At 60.4% G+C, this 19,163-nt stretch carries 20 protein-coding genes and 1 pseudogene; 6 read left to right on the top strand and 15 right to left on the bottom strand.

The features are described from left to right. Positions 1–106 precede the first annotated feature (106 nt). Positions 107–493, top strand: a complete 387-nt coding sequence (locus tag ACA067_RS32145; protein WP_497460029.1) for a COG4315 family predicted lipoprotein — start codon at positions 107–109, stop codon at positions 491–493. 178 nt (positions 494–671) lie between these two features. Here the strand turns inward: ACA067_RS32145 and ubiA are convergent, their stop codons facing one another. Further along, the gene (gene ubiA, locus ACA067_RS32140) at positions 672–1,562 is read right to left on the bottom strand and encodes a 4-hydroxybenzoate octaprenyltransferase (protein WP_497460028.1); all 891 of its coding nucleotides are present in this window, start codon (positions 1,560–1,562) and stop codon (positions 672–674) included. Then, positions 1,562–2,125, bottom strand: a complete 564-nt coding sequence (locus ACA067_RS32135) for a chorismate--pyruvate lyase family protein (protein WP_497460027.1) — start codon at positions 2,123–2,125, stop codon at positions 1,562–1,564. The genes ubiA and ACA067_RS32135 overlap by 1 nt, the downstream gene beginning before the upstream one ends. 200 nt (positions 2,126–2,325) lie before the next feature. Here ACA067_RS32135 and ACA067_RS32130 point away from each other — a divergent pair, with 200 nt between their 5' ends. From ACA067_RS32130 to ACA067_RS32120, 3 genes are all read left to right on the top strand, one after another. Then, a complete protein-coding gene (locus ACA067_RS32130; RefSeq protein WP_007954349.1) occupies positions 2,326–2,493 on the top strand; it encodes a rubredoxin in 168 nt (55 codons plus the stop codon). Between the two features lie 17 nt (positions 2,494–2,510). After that, positions 2,511–3,659: an NAD(P)/FAD-dependent oxidoreductase gene (locus ACA067_RS32125; protein WP_497460026.1), complete on the top strand. Its 1,149-nt coding sequence runs from the start codon at positions 2,511–2,513 to the stop codon at positions 3,657–3,659. A gap of 191 nt (positions 3,660–3,850) precedes the next feature. After that, positions 3,851–4,126: an HU family DNA-binding protein gene (locus tag ACA067_RS32120; RefSeq protein WP_003177201.1), complete on the top strand. Its 276-nt coding sequence runs from the start codon at positions 3,851–3,853 to the stop codon at positions 4,124–4,126. 242 nt (positions 4,127–4,368) lie between these two features. Here the strand turns inward: ACA067_RS32120 and ACA067_RS32115 are convergent, their stop codons facing one another. From ACA067_RS32115 to ACA067_RS32100, 4 genes and pseudogenes are all read right to left on the bottom strand, one after another. Then, positions 4,369–4,746, bottom strand: a complete 378-nt coding sequence (locus ACA067_RS32115; protein ID WP_497460025.1) for a hypothetical protein — start codon at positions 4,744–4,746, stop codon at positions 4,369–4,371. Further along, positions 4,743–6,170 (bottom strand): PAAR domain-containing protein, encoded by a 1,428-nt coding sequence (locus tag ACA067_RS32110; RefSeq protein ID WP_497460024.1) that lies wholly within the window; start codon positions 6,168–6,170, stop codon positions 4,743–4,745. The genes ACA067_RS32115 and ACA067_RS32110 overlap by 4 nt, the downstream gene beginning before the upstream one ends. A gap of 233 nt (positions 6,171–6,403) precedes the next feature. Continuing rightward, positions 6,404–6,646, bottom strand: a pseudogene (locus ACA067_RS32105) (DUF6124 family protein); the annotation flags it as partial. 243 nt (positions 6,647–6,889) lie between these two features. Then, entirely contained in the window at positions 6,890–7,183 is a 294-nt protein-coding gene (locus ACA067_RS32100) for a hypothetical protein (protein ID WP_497460023.1), read from the bottom strand. 13 nt (positions 7,184–7,196) lie between these two features. Between ACA067_RS32100 and ACA067_RS32095 the strand changes: the two genes are divergently transcribed. Beyond that, positions 7,197–7,580, top strand: coding sequence for a helicase (locus ACA067_RS32095; protein WP_497460022.1), 384 nt, complete (start codon positions 7,197–7,199; stop codon positions 7,578–7,580). A 114-nt stretch (positions 7,581–7,694) separates the two neighbouring features. Here ACA067_RS32095 and ACA067_RS32090 read toward each other — a convergent pair whose 3' ends face one another. From ACA067_RS32090 to exbB, 6 genes are all read right to left on the bottom strand, one after another. Next, positions 7,695–9,095 carry an aminoacyl-tRNA deacylase and HDOD domain-containing protein gene (locus tag ACA067_RS32090; protein ID WP_497460021.1) on the bottom strand — a complete coding sequence of 467 codons (1,401 nt, stop codon included), beginning with the start codon at positions 9,093–9,095 and terminating at the stop codon, positions 7,695–7,697. Positions 9,096–9,173: 78 nt separating this feature from the next. Then, positions 9,174–11,249, bottom strand: coding sequence for an ATP-dependent DNA helicase RecG (recG, locus tag ACA067_RS32085; RefSeq protein ID WP_497460020.1), 2,076 nt, complete (start codon positions 11,247–11,249; stop codon positions 9,174–9,176). Positions 11,250–11,258: 9 nt separating this feature from the next. Further along, positions 11,259–12,188 (bottom strand): hydrogen peroxide-inducible genes activator, encoded by a 930-nt coding sequence (locus tag ACA067_RS32080; RefSeq protein ID WP_064680448.1) that lies wholly within the window; start codon positions 12,186–12,188, stop codon positions 11,259–11,261. 266 nt (positions 12,189–12,454) lie between these two features. Beyond that, positions 12,455–13,204 (bottom strand): energy transducer TonB family protein, encoded by a 750-nt coding sequence (locus ACA067_RS32075; RefSeq protein ID WP_497460019.1) that lies wholly within the window; start codon positions 13,202–13,204, stop codon positions 12,455–12,457. Then, positions 13,201–13,629, bottom strand: coding sequence for a TonB system transport protein ExbD (gene exbD / locus ACA067_RS32070; RefSeq protein WP_150711357.1), 429 nt, complete (start codon positions 13,627–13,629; stop codon positions 13,201–13,203). The genes ACA067_RS32075 and exbD overlap by 4 nt, the downstream gene beginning before the upstream one ends. 6 nt (positions 13,630–13,635) lie before the next feature. Then, positions 13,636–14,610 (bottom strand): tonB-system energizer ExbB, encoded by a 975-nt coding sequence (exbB, locus tag ACA067_RS32065; RefSeq protein WP_497460018.1) that lies wholly within the window; start codon positions 14,608–14,610, stop codon positions 13,636–13,638. A gap of 189 nt (positions 14,611–14,799) precedes the next feature. On the opposite strand from exbB, the gene ACA067_RS32060 reads away from it, so the two are divergent. Further along, positions 14,800–15,657, top strand: a complete 858-nt coding sequence (locus ACA067_RS32060) for an SDR family oxidoreductase (protein ID WP_497460017.1) — start codon at positions 14,800–14,802, stop codon at positions 15,655–15,657. A gap of 138 nt (positions 15,658–15,795) precedes the next feature. On the opposite strand, the gene ACA067_RS32055 is transcribed toward ACA067_RS32060, so the two are convergent. From ACA067_RS32055 to spoT, 3 genes are all read right to left on the bottom strand, one after another. Further along, the gene (locus tag ACA067_RS32055; protein ID WP_497460016.1) at positions 15,796–16,536 is read right to left on the bottom strand and encodes a hypothetical protein; all 741 of its coding nucleotides are present in this window, start codon (positions 16,534–16,536) and stop codon (positions 15,796–15,798) included. Between the two features lie 73 nt (positions 16,537–16,609). Further along, positions 16,610–16,990: a RidA family protein gene (locus ACA067_RS32050; protein ID WP_003229509.1), complete on the bottom strand. Its 381-nt coding sequence runs from the start codon at positions 16,988–16,990 to the stop codon at positions 16,610–16,612. A gap of 24 nt (positions 16,991–17,014) precedes the next feature. After that, positions 17,015–19,120 carry a bifunctional GTP diphosphokinase/guanosine-3',5'-bis pyrophosphate 3'-pyrophosphohydrolase gene (gene spoT / locus ACA067_RS32045; RefSeq protein WP_497460015.1) on the bottom strand — a complete coding sequence of 702 codons (2,106 nt, stop codon included), beginning with the start codon at positions 19,118–19,120 and terminating at the stop codon, positions 17,015–17,017. Positions 19,121–19,163 lie beyond the last annotated feature (43 nt).

Genomic DNA, 19,163 nt, shown 5'->3' with positions numbered 1-19,163 from the left:
CGGAATTATTGCAGTCGTGTGACAGTATTTTAGTCGCCCGGCGATTGTCATGAACCTGGACTAAGCTCTAAGTCCGAATCCTGACAACCACAAAAGGAAGGTTTCCATGAAGCACATCGCTCAATCCTGGAAGGCTCTGCTGGTTACCGCTGCGCTAGCACTGCCGACTATGGCCTTCGCCGAAGACCCGGGCATGGTTAAAGACGGCATGTTGGTCGACCACAAGGGCATGACGTTGTACACCTTCGACAACGACACTGGCGGCAAGTCGGCTTGCACCGGCAAGTGCGCAGAAAACTGGCCACCGCTGAAAGCCACCGCGGCCGATAAGGCTGAAGGCAAGTGGACCATCATCAAGCGTGACGACAACACGATGCAGTGGGCGTTTGATGGCAAGCCGCTGTACTACTTCGTTCAAGACAAGAAGCCAGGAGACATGACAGGCGACAAGAAAATGGACAAGTGGCACGTCCTCCATGGGCCGAAGATGTAAACCTGTAGCCGTTGGTGATGACCGTGGCGGGGGAGCTTGTCGGAACGCCGCACCGTCCCGGTCGACCGGGCTGGCGCTCCAGTGCGGAGCACTCGCAGTTTTTTGGGTCCGTTTCGCGGCCCAGCGGGAGCAAGCACCCTCGCCACAATCTGCGTCAGCTACTACAGAGTGCCTGCAGTCACCGCAGCGCGTAATCCAGCACAATCCCCACAAAAATTGCCAACCCGGCCCAGTGGTTGTGCAAGAACGCCTTGAAACAACGCATCCGGTCCTTGCCGCGGGTGTACCAGAACTCCCACGCAAAACAGCCCGCCGCCGCCAGCAATCCCAGGTGGAACCAGCCACCTAGGTCGAATTGCGAACCAGCCAGCAGCAAGCAGCCCAGCGCCAACCCTTGCAGGGCCAGGATGATCACCCGGTCTGCCTCGCCGAATAGAATCGCCGTGGATTTAACGCCGATCTTCAAGTCGTCGTCGCGGTCGGTCATGGCGTAATAAGTGTCGTAGCCCACCGTCCACAGCAGGTTGGCGATCCACAACAACCACGCTGCGGCGGGCAGTTCCCCGGTTTCGGCGGTGAACGCCATCGGCATCCCCCAGGAGAACGCCGCACCCAGCACGACCTGTGGGTAATAGGTGTAGCGCTTCATGAACGGGTAAGTGAAGGCCAGCGCCAGGCCGCCGAACGACAACCAGACCGTCGTCGCATTGGTGCACAGCACCAACAGGAAGCTCACGCCCATCAGCAGAGCGAAGAACACCAGCGCTTCCTTCGAACTGATCCGGCCGCTCACCAATGGCCGCTGTTCGGTGCGCTTTACATGACCATCGACCTTGCGATCGGCCCAATCGTTGATCACGCAACCGCCCGCGCGCGTCAGCACCACGCCGAGGACGAAAATCACCACATTGGCCAGGGACGGCGAGCCTTTCCCTGCAATCCACAGCGCCCACAGTGTCGGCCACAACAGCAGGTAAATGCCGATCGGCTTGTCCATGCGTGTCAGCTGAATGAAGTCCCAGGCCCGAGGGTTCACGCGATTCAGGGACTTGAGCAGGCTCTGGTACATCAGCAATTCTCCGGATGGGCGCAGGCGGCGCGCCACAAGGTCGGCAGGAAAATCTCGGCCACCAGCACGCTCAAGGCCCCGCGGTCGAAGCGCGAGCGACGGCCCCACAACTCAGGCGCTCGGGAATCTGCCGGCAGCCACTCCTGAGGATAGTGGCAAACCTCGATGGCCCGGCGCTGGAACGCCTGATCGCAAAACAGCAATTCACCCAGAGAACGGCTGCCCAATTCGTCCATGTGCAAACCATCGCCCTGCAACGCACTGCGCGACGCCACACTGCGGGCAAAGACCCAGGCTTCGCCATGCCCGCGCAGATACACCTCACGCACCCAACCCTCGCTGCCTTCGGCCAGGTCCAGCGCGGCACATTCGTCGGCGCGCAGTGGCTGCCAGCCTTCGAACAGCGGCGTGACGCTGAAACCGTCATTCGACAGGCGGGTCAGCCGCCGGGTCAACGAACCTTCATCGAACAGCCAGTCGAGAGTTGACGTGTCTGGGAGGGGCGCCAATTGGCTTTCGGAGAGCCAGAGCGACGTCGCGCAGGGGGATTTTGAGTGTTGCACAGTGAGTCATTATTGGCAGCAAATGAGGCGGCGAGCTTACCATGTCAGTCGGCGATTTTGATTGATCGGCCCCCTCGTTGCGCCGAACAGGCTTGCATCTGCCGGGCCCGATCAGTACAAAACGCCCCTGAGCCGGACGGCAGCGCTCCAACCATCGACCGTTCGCGCCGGCAAAAGCCTGAATCTGAGGATGTACCTGAATGAAAAAGTGGCAATGTGTGGTCTGCGGCCTGATCTATAACGAAGCCGACGGCTGGCCGGATGACGGGATTGCGCCGGGCACCCTGTGGCAGGACGTGCCGGAAGACTGGCTGTGCCCGGATTGCGGCGTGGGCAAGATGGATTTCGAAATGATCGAAATCAACTAAGACTAGAGGAGTAAGGAATGAACGCACCTGTCGTGATCGTCGGCACCGGGCTGGCTGGCTACAACCTGGCCCGGGAGTTTCGCAAACTCGATGGCGAAACCCCGCTGCTATTGATTACCGCAGATGACGGACGCTCCTACTCCAAACCGATGCTCTCCACCGGTTTCGGCAAGAACAAGGACGCCGATGGCCTGAGCATGGCCGAGCCGGGCACCATGGCCGAACAGCTGAAGGCCGAAGTGCGTACCCACACCCGTATCAGCGGCATCGATCCGGGCCACAAGCGCCTGTGGATCGGCGAAGAATCGGTGATCTACCGCGACCTGGTGCTGGCCTGGGGTGCAGAAACCGTACGCGTGCCCATCGATGGCGATGCGGCTGATTGCGTGTTCCCGATCAACGACCTGGAAGACTATGCCCGCTTTCGCGCGGCGGCGGCCGGCAAGCGTCGGGTGTTGTTGCTCGGTGCCGGCTTGATCGGTTGTGAATTCGCCAATGACCTGATCCTGGGTGGTTACGAGGTGCAACTGGTTGCACCCTGCGAGCAGGTGATGCCGACCCTGCTGCACCCGGCAGCCGCCGCGGCGGTCCAGGCCGGGTTGGAAAGTCTCGGTGCACGCTTCCACCTCGGGCCTGTGCTCAACCGCCTGCAGCGAGTCGCTGACGGGCTTGAAGCGCATCTGTCCGATGGCCAGGTCATCCCTTGCGATGTGGTGGTGTCGGCGATTGGCCTGCGTCCGCGCATCGACCTGGCCGCCGCTGCCGGTGTGCAGGTCAATCGCGGCGTGGTGGTCGACCGTCAACTGAAAACCTCCCACGCCAATATCTACGCGCTGGGGGATTGCGCCGAAGTCGATGGGCTGAATCTTCTGTACGTCATGCCCCTGATGAGCTGTGCGAGAGCGCTGGCACAGACCCTTGCCGGAAACCCTGTCGCCGTAAACTACGGCCCGATGCCGATCACCGTGAAAACGCCGGTCTGCCCATTGGTGGTATCGCCGCCGCCACGGGGCACGGAAGGCGTCTGGACGGTCGAAGGGCAGGGGGCCGACCTGAAGGTTTTATGCCGCGATGCCGACGGAAAATTGCTCGGTTATGCCCTGACAGGCGCGGCAGTAATGCAAAAACTGGCACTGAACAAAGAGCTTCCGCCACTGCTGGCGTAAATACCGGTCGTTCTGTCGGAATCACCCCGCTTTTGCCCCTACAAAGGTCGCGCCGAGACTGGCGCGGCTCTGCCGTGCGTGCCATCCTCATTCCCGTCTGCCGCAGAGTAGAGCATCTGTGGCGCCTTGGGCGCTGTTCCAACGAGAACGGCACGGACATAACAACAAAAACCGTCAAAGGGGCTTCACTAATGCGTAAACCAGAACTCGCCGCCGCAATCGCAGAAAAAGCAGACCTCACCAAAGAGCAGGCCAATCGCGTCCTCAACGCCGTTCTCGAAGAAATCACCGGCGCTCTGCACCGCAAGGACAGCGTCACGCTGGTGGGCTTCGGGACCTTCCTGCAACGCCATCGCGGAGCACGTACGGGCAAGAACCCGCAAACCGGTGAGCCAGTGAAAATCAAGGCCAGTAATACCGTTGCGTTCAAGCCGGGCAAATTTTTGAAAGATAGTGTTAATCCGTAATCTGTCTCCGCAGCCCGCTTAGCGGGGGAGCGGAAAAAAATGGGCACGCCAACCAGATTGGGTGCCCATTTTTTGTGGCGGTGGTTATTTAAGCAGCTCTTATTCCCATAGTGACATCCCCGGCAACTATATACAGCCAGCAGCTTTACCAATACCACCTAGTAAAAAAAAGCGATCCACAAAGAATCAATACCCCCAGCGCCAAATTACAAGCTTGCGCTCAAGAGGGGCTGGAAGGCTGTTTATAATTTTCTAACAGCAAACAATAAAATCATTAGAGTTAGTAACGTCATCGCGGCCCATTTTATTATTTTCAGCTTTCGCCTCAGTTGCAGTGGAAATTTGTTCAAGTCCTCAATATTGAGTCCGCCCCGCTTCAGGTAATAATCAGGGAAAGTAAGAACTCCGGATATCCATCCTACCAAAATTAGTTTTCCCCAAGGCCCGCCATTCCTGAGGGGAGCTTGAATCATAACGGCAGGCGAGTTTTTGAGGTGCTCAAGCATCAAGTCCATTTTTGAATAAGCCAGATGCAGAGCGACTCCGATACAAACAAATATACCGCCAAAACTCATTAGTCCTGCAACAAGAAATGCTTTGTCCCCGGTGCTCAAACTCATTGAATAGCCTCATAGATAACCTCGCCGAGATCTTCGCCTACTGAACTGCCAAGCGTACTGGAAGCATAGCTACCGACACCAACTAACACGATGCCACAAGCTAAAGTACCTAGTCCGGCGGTCGGCACGCTTAGTGCGACACATATAGCTGTGCTTGCGGCGCCCGTTGATGCCAGCCCAAAGATCGCACCAGCGGCCAATCCTCCCGCAAAATTACCAGTCTCGGTAAATTTAACCCGCTTGCACGCCTCTACATTTCCCGCCGTGCACACATTTTTAACCTTTAAAGCAGATGCACCGCCACCAATGGCCGTGCCGACCCAGCCACCGTACTTGATGTATTTGGAAGCCTTGGCCACCCCCTCCAGATGAGTGGCGTATCCCGGCATCTGTCCTACGCCGCCGGCTTCCGTCCAGCGATGAACCAGGCTGGGAGGAGAGAGGAACAGCGCCCGATTCAAATTAGGGTGGTCCGGGAAGCCGATACCTTTGCGTGTCAGGCTGGTCATGTGGATATCGAGCTTTCCAAGCAAGCGTTGACGCTCGGCAATAAAAGCCGGTGAGCCAAGGTGCCCATCGCGCTGGAATGAATGCTGATGCAACGCTTCAATCTCTTTCAGGGTCTCTCGGACGTTTTCCAGATTGTTGTTGAGAATACTTGCACCGACGCCGATTGCGGTCGAGCCAAAGCCCAAGAAGGCCTGGATGGCATCGCGGTGTTGCACCATGAAATCCGCGTCATCCGGGCTAAGCGTTGCCAACATCTGATTGGTCTTGGCCGCCACGTCCATGAGCAGGGCTTCTTCACGAGTGCACTGGTAGTTATTGGGGTCGCTCAGCACGATCATTGAGCCGGCTTTGACATCGCGCAGGTTGGGATTGAGCAGCTTGAATTTGCCCATCACCGCCGGGTCGCGCAAGGTGAATAACGAGGCTTCGAGTTGTTCGCGGGTGGTGCTCTTGGGCACGATGTAGAAGCCTGGCTCCTGCACGTCGAGGCTGCTGAATTGTGGCGCAGAAGGAGCGTTTGTCGCAGACGTAAAGCCAGATGCACGCGACGTAGCCGAACGACCCGTGAATGTCGGCGAAGGTGCGGTCGTGGCCGGTTGAGTGGATGGCTTGGCAGTTCTGGCGACAGTTGATTCATTCTCATAACTGCCCTCGAAGTTCGAGGGAATCAGTTGGGCTTTACAAGGGCAGCCGCTGAAGCTATCAAGCGTGCCCGCAGCCCGCTTGCCATGGTTGAGGACGTGAGAAACTCCTCCATGGATCTGATAACTCTCATCGTTTTTTCCGCAGGTGACCAGATCTCCTTCGTAGACATGAACGAGGCCGAACAAACTGAAAGTGGCGTCGCCCCCACCCAGAACCGTGCCACCACAGGTGGTTTTATCGCCCGGTCCTATGTAATACCCGGTAGCCATGCCTTGATCTCCCTCTCTCCTGGCCTCCCAACCGCGGGAAGCACGCCACTGTTAACGATGAGTTACTCCGGCTCGGGAATGAGCCGGGCTAGCGCAAAGTACGTGGAAAGAGAGGTAATTCAAGGCAGTGGAGAGCGAAAAGGAAGTGTCCTACGTCGTTTTAGGAAACAGGGAAGATGCCTGGGACTGGACGGGGATGGACATCGTCGGCAATTTCCATCCCCTACGTTTCTTTAAGCCTTATCTGGATGCTCCGCCGGATTCGGTGAATCGATATGATCCAGTGCTCGTTCCACCAGTAGATATACGCTGTCGGCCATTCTGCTGATTGCCAAGGCTACAGAACGGCTTCGGCCTTCTACGTCGTCGGCCAGGTCTGCGGCGATGGCGCTGATGGACAGCAGGTCTTCGGAGGCGTTGGCCAAGAGGGTTTCGGTATGGATGTCGGGGGAAACGGTGAAGAGGTGGCCGTTTCGGGGGCTTGGGGGATTGGGTGTTGGTTTGATCATTGGAGTAGTACCGATATTAAGGAGCTAACACCAATTCGCTTGCACTTCGAGAGAGGTGGCAGCTGTGTATAGGTGTGCAAGACCGGAATCGGCAAACCGGCAGACCCGAAGGTCTCCCACACACAGCCGCCATAACAATCCGCGAGCATAGGAAAACGCTCGATGAATAGCCATAACCGATTGTGCCGATTCAGGACTTGCACGTCCGAGTCACCGATTATTCGGTGACAGCCAGAGGTTATCGGCGAAAGCAATGGGCGGGTAGTTCATGGATGGCGCCACGTAATGCAGGAAATTTCCGAAAAGATTGAAGGGACCGAGAGCCAAAAAGTTACAGCCTGCGGCAACAACTACAGAAAGGTCGAAGTCCTCGCTGCTTCGGTGAGTACCGGTAATGACTTGGTAGTCATCGGCATCAAAAACTACGACATCTTCTTCTAACGCAACGCGATGGTGGTGTTCTCGCTTGGAGCCGCTACACTGCGCCGGCCGTTCATTTTCCATTGAGGCTGTGCGTATGAAATTTCGTTTTCTTCTGTGGGTTTTGGGTCTGTTGATGGGTAAGGCAAGCCGAACTAATCCTGCGTTCCAGCAGCAGTTAGGTGACAAGGATCTGGTGTTCCAGCTGCAGACGCTGGATGGGAAAGTGGCGCGGCATTTCCGGGTGAAGGATCAGCGTATTACCAGCAAGTCCGGTGCGTATGCCGAGCCGGCGTTTGCGATTGCCTTTAAAGATGCGGCGTATGGCTTTGCGACGATGCAGGCGAAGAACAAGCAGTTGGCGTTCATGACGGGGATTCAGGACAAGTCGATTCAGATCAAGGGCAACCCGGCGCTGGTGATCTGGTTCCAGGGGTTGACCAAGTATTTGAAGCCGAGGAAAGCCAAAGCCAAGGTTTGAGGCTTCCCCTCAACCATAGAATCTCCCACAGGATTTGCGTCGTTCCCGAATGGGTTGAACGACACAATCCTGTGGAAGCGAGGCTTGGTCCGAGCGGCGATCCGACGATGCTTTTCAGGCCGGGGTGAACTGCGAGGCCAGTTCGCGCAGCAGGACTTCAGCTTCCAGCACTTTACTGACGACGTCGTTTGCTTTGGCGCGGCTGATGCTCAGACGCTCCAGCAGAGCGTCGGGGATGTCTTCGACCGGGCCGGAGCCGACGCCGCGGCTGCGCAGCAGGCGCACGGCCAGGCAGACGAGGTTCGGGTATTCGGCGTAGTCGCCATCGTAGCTCGGGTCATGCTGGAAGCGCAGGGCAGTGGCCAGTTCATCGGGCATGTCCCAGTAGCGCATCAGCCACGCGCCGATCTGTTCTCGGCTGATGCCCAGCAGGTGTTGCTCCACAAAACTGTGGGACAGGTGCGGGTTGACCTCCAGGTGGCGGCAGATCAGCGAGAAGTGCGGTGGGAACACGTGGGCCAGCAGCAGGTAGCCGAAGTTGTGCAGCAGGCCCGCGAGGTAGGTCAGGCCGGCTTCCGGGCGCTGGGCGCGCGGCATGGCGCGGGTCAGGCCTTCGATGACGGTGGCGGTGTAGATCGACTGCTGCCAGTACGGGGTGGTCTGTTGCGGGTGATCCTTGGGCAGGCTCAGGGTTTTGCCCAGGGCCAGGCCCAGCGCCAGGTTGATCACCAGGTCGAAACCCAGCACCCGGACGATGGCGTCTTCCACTGAGCGAATTTTGCCCGGCGAGGCGTAGTAGGATGACGCCGCCCAGCTGACGACCTGCGCGGCCAGGGCCGGGTCGGTTTCGACGACGCCGGTGATGTCGTCGATGGTGGCGTTGGGATCGACCCGCAGCTTGATGATTTTCTGCGCGGTCGCGGCCAGGGGCGGAATTTCGATGGTTTCTTCCAGGCGTTGCTGGATGCGCCGCGCCGTGAACGCCTGGACGGCCTGGGTGATTTCCTGGCGGTCATCGTCGGGCCGATCGAGGTTCGGGCGGATGCTGGTCAGGGTTTCGCCGAAGTGGGCGGCGCTGGCCTTGGTCAGCAGGGTTTTGAAGTCTTCGCGGGTGACCTCCAGCCATACGCCCGGCTCCCCCGAGTCGATCAACAATGTCGGTTCGCGCAGCAGGCTTTCTTCGTACAGGCAGGGCGAACTGGTCAGCGCCGGCAGGCCGGGCAGCAGGCTCAGGTTGTGTTTGCCGAGTATTTTTACCCGACGTTCGGTGGGCACGGCGGTCAGCCGGCGACCTGTGAGTTCGGCGAGGCGGTTGAGGTCCAGCAATTGGTTTTGAGGGAACAGCACCATGAGCGTGCCGACCGCATCATCGACCAAAACCGCCTGCACTTTGCGCGCGGCGCTCAGGTCGTAGTGATCGAGGACTTCATCAAAGGCAATGCCCAGCTTGCCCAGCAGCAGCCGAATTGCAGACGGCGTATGCGGGGTTTCGGGGGCGAGGGCAGCGTCAGTCATGGCGTGGATCCGTTCTCGAACAGTTGCAGGAGTATAACCATCATGTTTAACACGCCGATCCGGAAACTGCGACGCTGCTCACACTTGGCCGTATTGCTGTCCGTGACGCAGCCAGCGGTCGAGCAGCGGGCTGACGTGATCCGGCCAGCGTTCCAGCAGCGCCTGCGCAGCGTCGCGCACGGCAGGCAGCAGGTCGGCGTCGCGCATCAGGTCGGCGACCTTGAATTGCAGCAGGCCGGTCTGGCGCGTGCCGAGCATTTCGCCGGGGCCGCGCAGTTCGAGGTCTTTTTCGGCGATGACAAACCCGTCGTTGGTTTCGCGCATGATGCCCAGCCGCTGGCGACCGATCTGTGACAGCGGTGGATGGTAGAGCAATACGCAATGGCTGGCGGCACTGCCCCGACCGACGCGCCCGCGCAACTGGTGCAGCTGCGCGAGGCCGAGGCGTTCGGGGTTTTCGATAATCATGAGGCTGGCATTGGGCACGTCGACGCCGACTTCAATCACAGTGGTTGCGACCAGCAGTTGCAGGTTGGCGGCCTTGAATTCGGCCATGACGGCGGCTTTCTCGGCGGGCTTCATGCGGCCGTGGATCAGCCCGACCTTCAACTCGCCAAGGGCGGCAGTGAGGTCTTCATAAGTGGTTTCGGCGGCTTGGCAGGTCAGCTCTTCCGACTCTTCGATCAGTGTGCACACCCAATAGGCCTGACGCCCTTCGGCACAGGCGCCGCGCACCCGTTCGATGACTTCGACCCGCCGGGCGTCGGTGACCAGCACCGTGTTCACCGGCGTTCGGCCGGGCGGCAGTTCGTCGAGGATCGAGGTGTCGAGGTCGGCGTAGGCACTCATGGCCAGCGTCCGCGGAATCGGCGTGGCGGTCATGATCAGCTGATGCGGACACATCCGTCCGCCGACGCCTTTCTGCCGCAACGCCAGGCGCTGTTGCACGCCAAAGCGGTGCTGTTCGTCGATGATCGCCAGCGCGAGGTTCTTGAACTGCACTTCGTCCTGGAACAGCGCGTGGGTGCCGACCACCATGGGTATGCCACTGGCGATCTGTTCCAGCGCGGCCACGCGGTTCTTGCCCTTGAGTTTGCCCGCCAGCCACGCCACTTCGATGCCCAGCGGTTCAAGCCAGCGCTTGAAGGTGATGAAGTGCTGCTCGGCGAGGATCTCGGTGGGCGCCATCAGCGCCACTTGGTACCCGGCTTCCAGTGCCTGCAAGGCGGCGAGGGCGGCGACCACGGTTTTGCCCGCGCCGACGTCGCCCTGAATCAGCCGCAGCATGGGTTCGTGCTGACTGAGGTCGTAGGCAATCTCGTTGCCGACCCGTTGTTGGGCGCCGGTCGGGGTGAAGCCCAGGTTGGCCAGGTACCTGGCCGGCAGTTTCGTCGCTTTCGGCATCGCCGGCGCACGCAAGGAGCGCATGCTCTCGCGCAAACGCTGCTGGGACAGTTGATGCGTCAGCAGTTCTTCGAAGGCCAGACGGTGCTGCGCCCAATGATGACCGAGGGCGAGTTCGTCGACATCGGCATCGGCCGGCGGGTGATGCAGGTAGCGGATCGCATCGGCCAGCGGCGCCAATTGATAGTCGCGCGCCAGTTCAGTCGGCAGCCAGTCGGGCAGGCTGGTCGGGCCGAGCATCGTCAGGGTCTGCATGCACAGTTGGCGCAGGCGCTGCTGCGTCAGGCCTTCGGTGAGCGGGTAAACCGGGGTCAGGGTTTCATCCACCGGCGGCGGCTCGTCGCCGGTGATGGCGCGGTATTCCGGGTGATAAATTTCCAGGCCCGACGCCCCGGGCCGTGCTTCGCCGTAGCAGCGAATGCGTGTGCCGCGCTTGAGGCCTTCTTTCTGGGCGTTGCTGAAATGGTAGAAGCGCAGGCTGAGCCCGCCGGTGCCATCCTGCAAGCGCACCACCAGACTGCGGCGTCGGCCCATGACCACGTCCGCGCCGCTGACGGTGCCTTCGATCACCGCGTCTTGCCCGGGCCGCAAATGCCCGATCGGCACCACACGGGTACGGTCCTGATAACGCAGCGGCAGGTGAAACAGCACGTCCTGGAGATTCTCCAGGCCGACCTTGGCCAATTTTTCGGCCATGGCTTCGCCGACACCCTTGAGTGTCGTCACCGACACTTGCGACAACTCGGTCATGGCTGCGGCTTATCCGGCAACCACCGGCGCGGGCGGCTTGGCCACCGAGCACAGGCGAATGGAGTCAGCGAGGATCTCGATGGCTTTGGGCCGCGGGAAGCTCGCGCGCCAGGCGATGGCCACGGTGCGGAATGGCACCGGGGGCGACAATGGGCGCACTTCGATCACGCCGGGGGCGTAGTGATGGCTGTCCACCGCCGAGAGTGGCAGGATCGAGATGCCCAGGCCGGACGCGACCATGTGGCGGATGGTTTCCAGCGAGCTGGATTCCACCGTGGTGTGCTTGGCGCCGTCGTTGCCTTTGGCCAGGGTCGGGCAGGCTTCCAGCACCTGGTCGCGGAAGCAGTGGCCTTCGCCGAGCAGCAGCAGGCTTTTGTCGTTGAGCAGGGCGGCGTCGATGGATTGCTTTTGCGTCCACGGGTGCTGGGCCGGCATCAGGACGTAGAACGGCTCGTCGTAGAGCTGCAAGGTCAGCACGTCGGCTTCATTGAACGGCAGGGCGATGATGATCGCGTCGAGCTCGCCGTTGCGCAGTTTGTCGCGCAGCACGTGGGTGAAGTTTTCTTCGATGTACAACGGCATCTGCGGAGCGACCCGGTGCAGTTGCGGAATCAGGTGCGGAAACAGGTACGGGCCGACCGTGTAGATGGCGCCGACTTTCAGCGGCGCGGTCAGCTGGTTCTTGCCGGCCTGGGCCAGTTCGCGGATGCCTTGCGCCTGTTCCAGGACTTTCTGCGCCTGGGCCACGATGCCTTCGCCGACCGGGGTCAGGCGCACGGCGCTTTTGCTGCGCTCGAAAATCAGCACACCGAGTTCATCCTCGAGCTTTTTCACGCCCACCGACAGCGTCGGCTGGCTGACATGGCAACGCTCGGCCGCGTGGCCGAAGTGCTGCTCTTGGGCGAGGGTAACGATGTAGCGTAATTCTGTGAGGGTCATAGCAAGCGTCCATGAAGTTGCGGGCCAAGCATACCGGCTGCAATCGATAGACGCACGTTATCAGACTGAGTGTGTTGGGTGACACTGGGCAATGCGGGTTTGCCGCTGGCAGCATGCAAAAAGGCACCTTTCGGTGCCATTCACGGTTGTTACACAACCCTGTGGGAGCGAGCCTGCTCGCGAATGCGGGGTAACAATCAACGAAGATGTTGAATGTGATGACCTCTTCGCGAGCAGGCTCGCTCCCACATTGGGTCGGCGATGTTTTAGCGCCGGCGTTTTTCCAGCGAGTAAACAAAGGGTGCAACGATTTCGATGGCGCCGTTTGTCAACATGTCGGCCGGTGGCTTGGGCAGCGGCTGGGCGCGCTTGATCATTTCCAGGGTGGCCCGGTCCAGATCGGCGTTGCCGGAACGACCCACCAGTTCGAACGACAACACGTTACCTTCGGCATCCACGACAAAGCGCAGACGGTTCAAGCCTTCCTTGCCCCGCGCCTGGGCACTGGCCGGGTACTTTTTGTACTTGGCCAGGTGGGCGAGCAGCGTACCCTGCCAGCTGGCCTTGGCCGCTTGCTGCGCCGCCGAGGGTCCCGGTGCCGGTTGTGCGGATTTCTCCGTCGGTGCCTGGGTCGGCTGGGTGTCGGCCGGTTTTTCCTCGGAAGGTTTCTCCTTGGGTGGCTCCGGTTTTTTCTCCACAGGCTTGGGCGGTTGAGGCTTGGGCTTGGGTTTGACCGGCTTCGGCACGGCAATCTCGGCCTTGGGCGCTTCAGCCAGTTTCGGGATCGGCAGTTCTTCCACCGGGGCGGGTGGCTGTGGCGGCGTTATCACCTTGGGCGGTGCCGGCGGTGGCGGGGCCGGAACCGGCGCCAGCTCGACCATCATCGCCTGCGGCGGCAGCTCGATCGGTGGGCGTGACGTCCAGTTCAATGCCAGCGCAATGGCCAGCGCATGGACGCCCAGCACCACGGCCAGGCTCCCGCCGTAACGCGTCAGCTTATGGCGCGTCGTGATCATTTCTTGACTGCCGTCTCGAGTCCGACCAGGCCGACCTTCAGGTAGCCGGCGGAGCGCAGGTTGTCCATCACGCTCATCAGGTCGCCGTAGTCCACGCCTTTATCGGCCTGGAAGAAGATCGTCGTGTCTTTCTTGCCCTTTGTCCTGGCGTCCAGCGTGGCGCCGAGCGCTTCGGCTTTCACTTCTTCTTCACCGAGGAACAGGCGTTGGTCAGCTTTCACGCTGAGGAACACCGGTTTTTCTGGCCGTGGCGCCGGTTTGGCGGTGGAAGCGGGCAAGTCGACCTTGATGTCCACGGTGGCCAGCGGCGCGGCCACCATGAAGATGATCAACAGCACCAGCATCACGTCGATGAACGGCGTGACGTTGATTTCGTGGTTCTCGGCCAGATCGTCGTCTGCGCCTTCTTTCAAATGCAGGCCCATGGCCGATTACCCCACTTTCACCATGTGCGGTTGCGAGCTGCGCTCAGGCTGGTGGTCGAGGTCGCGGCTGACCAGCAGCAGGACTTCTGCCGATGCGTCGGATACCTGCGCCTTGTAACCGGCGATGGAGCGGGCGAACACGTTGTAGATCACCACCGCAGGAATCGCGGCAACCAGACCCAGAGCAGTCGCCAGCAACGCTTCGGCAATGCCGGGCGCCACGACCGCAAGGTTGGTGGTCTGGGTTTTGGCGATGCCGATGAAGCTGTTCATGATGCCCCACACGGTACCGAACAGGCCGACGAACGGCGCGGTGGAACCGATGGTGGCGAGCACGCCAGTGCCGCTGCTCATGTTGCGACCGCAGGCTGCAACCAAGCGCTCGAGGCGGAAGGCGACGCGTTCCTTGATGCCTTCTCTCTCGCGGCTGTTGGTCGACAGGTGCATCTCTTCCAGTGCGTCGTGGACCAGCAAGTTGGCGAGGGTGCCAGCCTTGGTGGCTGACGCGCTGGCTTCTTTAAGCGTGGTGGCTTTTTTCAGGTGGACGATCTCATTGCGCAGACGACGCTTGGCGTTCATCAGCTCGAAGCCCTTGGCGATCCAGATGGTCCAGGTGATGATCGAAGCGATGGCCAGGCCGATCATCACGATTTTCACGATGATGTCGGCGTTCTGGTACATGCCCCATGGTGACAGGTCATGGGCCATGCCCAGGGTGTTGTCGGCTTCGAGGACTTCAGGAACGTCGTCGGCGGTGGTGTCTACAGCCTGGGCCGGGTCAGTCGCGGCTGGCGTCACGGCAGGCGCGGCAGCTGGCGCTTGATCGGCAGGTACCGCAGCCGTAGCGGCCGGGGTGGCTGGCGCTTGTGCGTCAGCGAAAGCGGCGGTTGGCGCCAGCATCAGGCTGAGCAGCAGGGCGGCCACTGCGCTCCAGGCGCGAGGTCGTTTGGTTGGCGAAGCGGGGAATAGATTGCGTGTCATGCTGGCCGGACCTGAGAAAGAAAAACGGTAGATGCTCTTCCAGGCCTCGTGAGGCCGAGAACAAAAGTGGCGGGCATTATTGCAAGTAATTCTTGTTAACAGAAGTAATAGAGTATCTTTTTTTCCTGCATTACTAGCCGCTCGTCCCTTGCCGGCGCTAGTCTGTGGCTTTGCGATAGGAGTTTTTTGATGTCCGCGCCTTCTGTTTTGATCGCCGGCTGCGGTGATGTCGGCAGTCGTCTGGCCACGCAATTGCTGGCCGAACGATGGCAGGTTTATGGTCTGCGTCGCAGTGTTTCGCGGCTGCCGGCCGGAGTCATCGGTGTCGCCGGTGACTTGTTCCGCGAACAGTGTCCGGCTGACTGGCCCACGGGTCCGCTGGATTATCTGGTGTACAGCGCTGCCGCCACCGACCATGACGAAGCGGGCTATCGCGCCGCCTATGTCGAGGGTTTGCAGCACGTGCTGAGCTGGTTGAAGCAGCATGGCCAGCAGCCCAAGCGGGTGCTGTTTGTGTCCAGCAGCAGTGTTTACGGTCAGCAGGCGGGGGAGTGGGTGGATGAGACTTCGCCGACCATTGCTGCAGGCTACTCAGGTCGTTTGATGCTGGAAGCAGAGCAAGTGGCGCTCCAGAGCGGTATCCCCGCCAGCATCGTGCGCTTGACCGGCATCTACGGTCCGGGCCGTGAGTGGCTGCTGACCCAGGTTCGTCGAGGGTATCGCGTGGCGATCGATCCGCCGTTGTACGGCAACCGGATTCACGTCGACGACGCGGCAGGGCTGTTGGCGTTTCTGCTGGAGGCGGATCGAAGTGGCGTGGTGCTGGCTGACGTTTATATCGGCGTGGACGACGCACCTGCACCACTGGCGCAAGTGGTGGACTGGTTGCGTGAGTATCTGGGCGTGACTGAGTGGGCTGAGGATGCGAGTGTGCGTCGTACGGGCAGCAAACAGTGCAGCAATGCCCGGGTGAAGGCGTTGGGCTGGGTGCCGAAGTATCCAAGCTATCGTGAAGGTTATGCCGCGATTCTCGAAGGCCGCTGCTGACTTCCAGGCACCCATAACACCTGTAGGAGCCGGCTTGCCGGCGAAGGGGCCGTAACATTCAACATCCCTGTTGACTGATACACCGCTATCGCCAGCAAGCCGGCTCCTACATTGTCTTGCGTAGGCTGTGAGACCGGGTCACTGCTTCTCGAGCAACCACTTGCGCTCACCCGGCGTGAACTGAGGCATTTCGTCCGCCTGCGCCGTGTTCACAGCCTGGAGAATTTCCAGTTCTTTGCCTTTGCGCGCAAAGATCCAGGTGTTGCCCTGGCCGTTCAGTTGCAGCCACATGTTGTCGTTACCGCCGCTCATCGAAGCGCAATCACCGGCCAGGCACAGGGCATAGCGATCCGCCCCTGGCAAACCGGCAACCTGGCCGTCGGCCTGGAACTGTACGGTGTTGCCTTCACCAGGCCCATTGATGACTTTCCAGCTGCCACCCATATAAGAGGAATACAGCGCGCGCTCGAAACTGGCGCCAAGCGGTGCGCCGTCCGGCACTTGAACCTGGGCGCGGTCGAAGACCTGTTCCGGCTCATTCTCGCTGGCGGCCTGGCTCAATTGCTTGCCATCGCGCTTCAGCTCGCTACCGGCGCTGCCATAAAAATCGATTGTCCAGGCGCCGGACTTTTCGCCCAGCAGCTTGCCGTCGACGTTTTCAAAACCGTTGGTGTAGCGGGCCTGACTGGCTTTGGTGTTGACGTCCCACTCCAGGTTCGGGCCATAGGCCTGGAGCGCTTCACGCAGGGGGCCGCCTCTGGATGCAGCATCGATCGCCACCTGGTTGATCCAGGTGCCGCTGATGTCACGGTCGGCAGGGTTGCTGGCACATCCGCCCAAGAACAGGGCGAGCAGCGAGAGAGCAAGCGCTTGGCGCATGGTGGAATCCTTTCTGGACGCTTTCTTTTGCAGCATCAGCAGCGCAGCCCGTCGAGGGCTGCGCCGTATGCATTTACTCGATGACCAGGATGGCATCCATTTCAACCTGCGAACCCTTCGGCAGCGCGGCGACACCGATGGCGGCGCGGGCAGGGTAAGGCTGGTCGAAGTACTTGCCCATGATCTCGTTGACCTTGGCGAAGTGGCTCAGGTCGGTGAGGAAGATGTTCAGTTTGACGATGTCCTTGAACGAACCACCGGCGGCTTCGGCCACGGCCTTCAGGTTCTCGAACACCTGGACGGTCTGGGCTTCGAAGCCTTCGACCAGTTCCATGGTTTTCGGGTCCAGAGGAATCTGGCCCGACATGTAAACGGTGTTGCCAGCCTTGATCGCCTGGGAATAAGTGCCGATGGCGGCCGGGGCCTTGTCACTGGTGATAACAGTCTTGGTCATGAATGACTCCTTGTAATGGATGGGCTACGCGCGCATGCGGGTGATGCGGATCACCCCGGTCAGGGCACGCAGTTTCTTGATCACGCGGGCCAGGTGCACGCGATCGTGCACGCTGACCACCAGTTGGACCACGCTGATGCGACCATCGCGTTCGTCCATGCTGATTTTTTCGATATTGCCGTCGGCCGCGTTGACGCTGCTGGCCAGCAAGGCGATCAAACCGCGCTGGTGTTCCAGCTCGACGCGCAGTTCGACATTGAATTCGCCGGTGACATCCTTGGCCCACGAGAGCTGGATGCATTTTTCCGGGTTGTGACGGATTTCACTGATGTTGCGGCAGTTGTCCAGGTGCACGACCATGCCTTTGCCCGCGGACAGGTGACCGACAATCGGGTCGCCAGGGATCGGCGTGCAACACTTGGCGTAGCTGAGCACCAGGCCTTCGGTGCCGCGAATCGCCAGTGGACCTTCCGGGCTGGGCAGCTGTTCGCCTTCACCGAGCAGGCGACGGGCAACGACATAGGCCATGCGATTACCCAGGCCGATGTCTTCGAGCAGGTCTTCGATCAATTCCAGGCGGTACTCGGTCAGCATCGCCTTGACGCGCTCGGCCGGGACTTTGTCCAGGGAGCTGTCGAAACCGTTGAGGACCTTGTTCAGCAGGCGTTCGCCAAGGCTGATGGACTCGGAGCGACGTTGCAGTTTCAGCGCATGGCGGATGTGGGTCCGCGCCTTGCCGGTCACCACGAAGTTCAGCCACGCCGGGTTCGGCCGGGCGCCGGGCGCGCTGACGATCTCGACCGTGGAGCCGCTTTGCAGCGGTTCGGACAGCGGTGCGAGACGACGATTGATCCGACAGGCAATGCAGCTGTTGCCCACGTCAGTGTGAACCGCGTAAGCGAAGTCGACCGCCGTGGAGCCTTTGGGCAACTCCATGATCCGGCCCTTGGGCGTGAACACGTAGACCTCGTCCGGAAACAGGTCGATCTTCACGCTCTCGATGAATTCCAGCGAGTTGCCGGCGCGTTGCTGCATCTCCAGCACGCCTTTGACCCACTGGCGTGCGCGTGCGTGAGTGCCTTTGGGCTGCTCGTCGCCGCTGGATTTGTACAGCCAATGGGCGGCGATGCCGTTGTTGGCCATCTCTTCCATTTCACGGGTGCGGATCTGGATTTCGATCGGTACACCGTGCATGCCGAACAGCGTGGTGTGCAGCGACTGGTAACCGTTGGCCTTGGGGATCGCGATGTAATCCTTGAAGCGTCCCGGCAGTGGTTTGTATAAGTTATGCACGGCACCCAGCACGCGGTAGCAGGTATCGACCTTGTCGACGATGATCCGGAACGCATAGACGTCCATGATCTCGTTGAAGGCCCGTCGCTTGCCGCGCATTTTCTTGTAGATGCCGTAGAGGTGTTTCTGGCGACCGCTGACTTCGCCCTGGATTTCGTCGATGGCCAGGCAGTGGCTGAGGGATTCTTCGATCTTGTTGACGATTTCCTTGCGGTTGCCCCGGGCACGCTTGACCGCCTGGTAGATCCGCGCGGAACGCATCGGGTGCATGGCCTTGAAGCCGAGGTCCTCGAATTCTATGCGGATGGCGTGCATGCCCAGCCGGTTGGCGATGGGTGCATAGATTTCCAGGGTTTCCTTGGCGATCCGCCGGCGCTTTTCGCCGGACAGCACTTCCAGGGTGCGCATGTTGTGCAGGCGGTCGGCCAGCTTGACCAGGATCACGCGAATGTCGCGTGCCATGGCCATGGCCATCTTCTGGAAGTTTTCCGCCTGGGCTTCGGCTTTGGTCTCGAAGTTCATCTGGGTCAGTTTGCTGACCCCGTCGACAAGTTCGGCCACGGTTTCGCCGAACTGCGCCTGCAGCGCTTCCTTGGCAATCCCGGTGTCTTCGATCACGTCATGCAGCATGGCCGCCATCAGGCTCTGATGGTCCATGTGCATGTCGGCAAGAATATTCGCCACCGCAAGAGGATGCGTGACGTACGCCTCACCGCTACGGCGGCGCTGGCCGTCGTGGGCTTGTTCGGCGTAGAAGTACGCTCGGCGGACCAGGTTGACCTGGTCCTTGCCGAGGTAGGTCGATAAGCGAGCGGCGAGGGCGTCTATGCTCGGCATGATAATTCCTGCCGTTCGTTGTGACCCCGCGCCGTGCTACGTC

The sequence above is a fragment of the Pseudomonas sp. LBUM1674 genome (assembly GCF_059695635.1).
The sequence above is the reverse complement of the archived record's forward strand: the minus strand, read 5'-3'. Positions and strand labels throughout refer to the sequence as shown.

Coding starts and splice junctions, on each gene's coding strand:
- ubiA (WP_497460028.1), bottom strand. CDS start 1,562: ATGTACCAGAGCCTGCTCAAGTCCCTGAATCGCGTGAACCCTCGGGCC.
- ACA067_RS32050 (WP_003229509.1), bottom strand. CDS start 16,990: ATGACCAAGACTGTTATCACCAGTGACAAGGCCCCGGCCGCCATCGGC.
- recG (WP_497460020.1), bottom strand. CDS start 11,249: ATGACCGAGTTGTCGCAAGTGTCGGTGACGACACTCAAGGGTGTCGGC.
- ACA067_RS32060 (WP_497460017.1), top strand. CDS start 14,800: ATGTCCGCGCCTTCTGTTTTGATCGCCGGCTGCGGTGATGTCGGCAGT.
- ACA067_RS32120 (WP_003177201.1), top strand. CDS start 3,851: ATGCGTAAACCAGAACTCGCCGCCGCAATCGCAGAAAAAGCAGACCTC.
- ACA067_RS32075 (WP_497460019.1), bottom strand. CDS start 13,204: ATGATCACGACGCGCCATAAGCTGACGCGTTACGGCGGGAGCCTGGCC.
- ACA067_RS32090 (WP_497460021.1), bottom strand. CDS start 9,095: ATGACTGACGCTGCCCTCGCCCCCGAAACCCCGCATACGCCGTCTGCA.
- ACA067_RS32130 (WP_007954349.1), top strand. CDS start 2,326: ATGAAAAAGTGGCAATGTGTGGTCTGCGGCCTGATCTATAACGAAGCC.
- ACA067_RS32125 (WP_497460026.1), top strand. CDS start 2,511: ATGAACGCACCTGTCGTGATCGTCGGCACCGGGCTGGCTGGCTACAAC.
- exbD (WP_150711357.1), bottom strand. CDS start 13,629: ATGGGCCTGCATTTGAAAGAAGGCGCAGACGACGATCTGGCCGAGAAC.
- ACA067_RS32100 (WP_497460023.1), bottom strand. CDS start 7,183: ATGGAAAATGAACGGCCGGCGCAGTGTAGCGGCTCCAAGCGAGAACAC.
- ACA067_RS32055 (WP_497460016.1), bottom strand. CDS start 16,536: ATGCGCCAAGCGCTTGCTCTCTCGCTGCTCGCCCTGTTCTTGGGCGGA.
- ACA067_RS32145 (WP_497460029.1), top strand. CDS start 107: ATGAAGCACATCGCTCAATCCTGGAAGGCTCTGCTGGTTACCGCTGCG.
- ACA067_RS32110 (WP_497460024.1), bottom strand. CDS start 6,170: ATGGCTACCGGGTATTACATAGGACCGGGCGATAAAACCACCTGTGGT.
- spoT (WP_497460015.1), bottom strand. CDS start 19,120: ATGCCGAGCATAGACGCCCTCGCCGCTCGCTTATCGACCTACCTCGGC.
- ACA067_RS32115 (WP_497460025.1), bottom strand. CDS start 4,746: ATGAGTTTGAGCACCGGGGACAAAGCATTTCTTGTTGCAGGACTAATG.
- ACA067_RS32095 (WP_497460022.1), top strand. CDS start 7,197: ATGAAATTTCGTTTTCTTCTGTGGGTTTTGGGTCTGTTGATGGGTAAG.
- exbB (WP_497460018.1), bottom strand. CDS start 14,610: ATGACACGCAATCTATTCCCCGCTTCGCCAACCAAACGACCTCGCGCC.
- ACA067_RS32080 (WP_064680448.1), bottom strand. CDS start 12,188: ATGACCCTCACAGAATTACGCTACATCGTTACCCTCGCCCAAGAGCAG.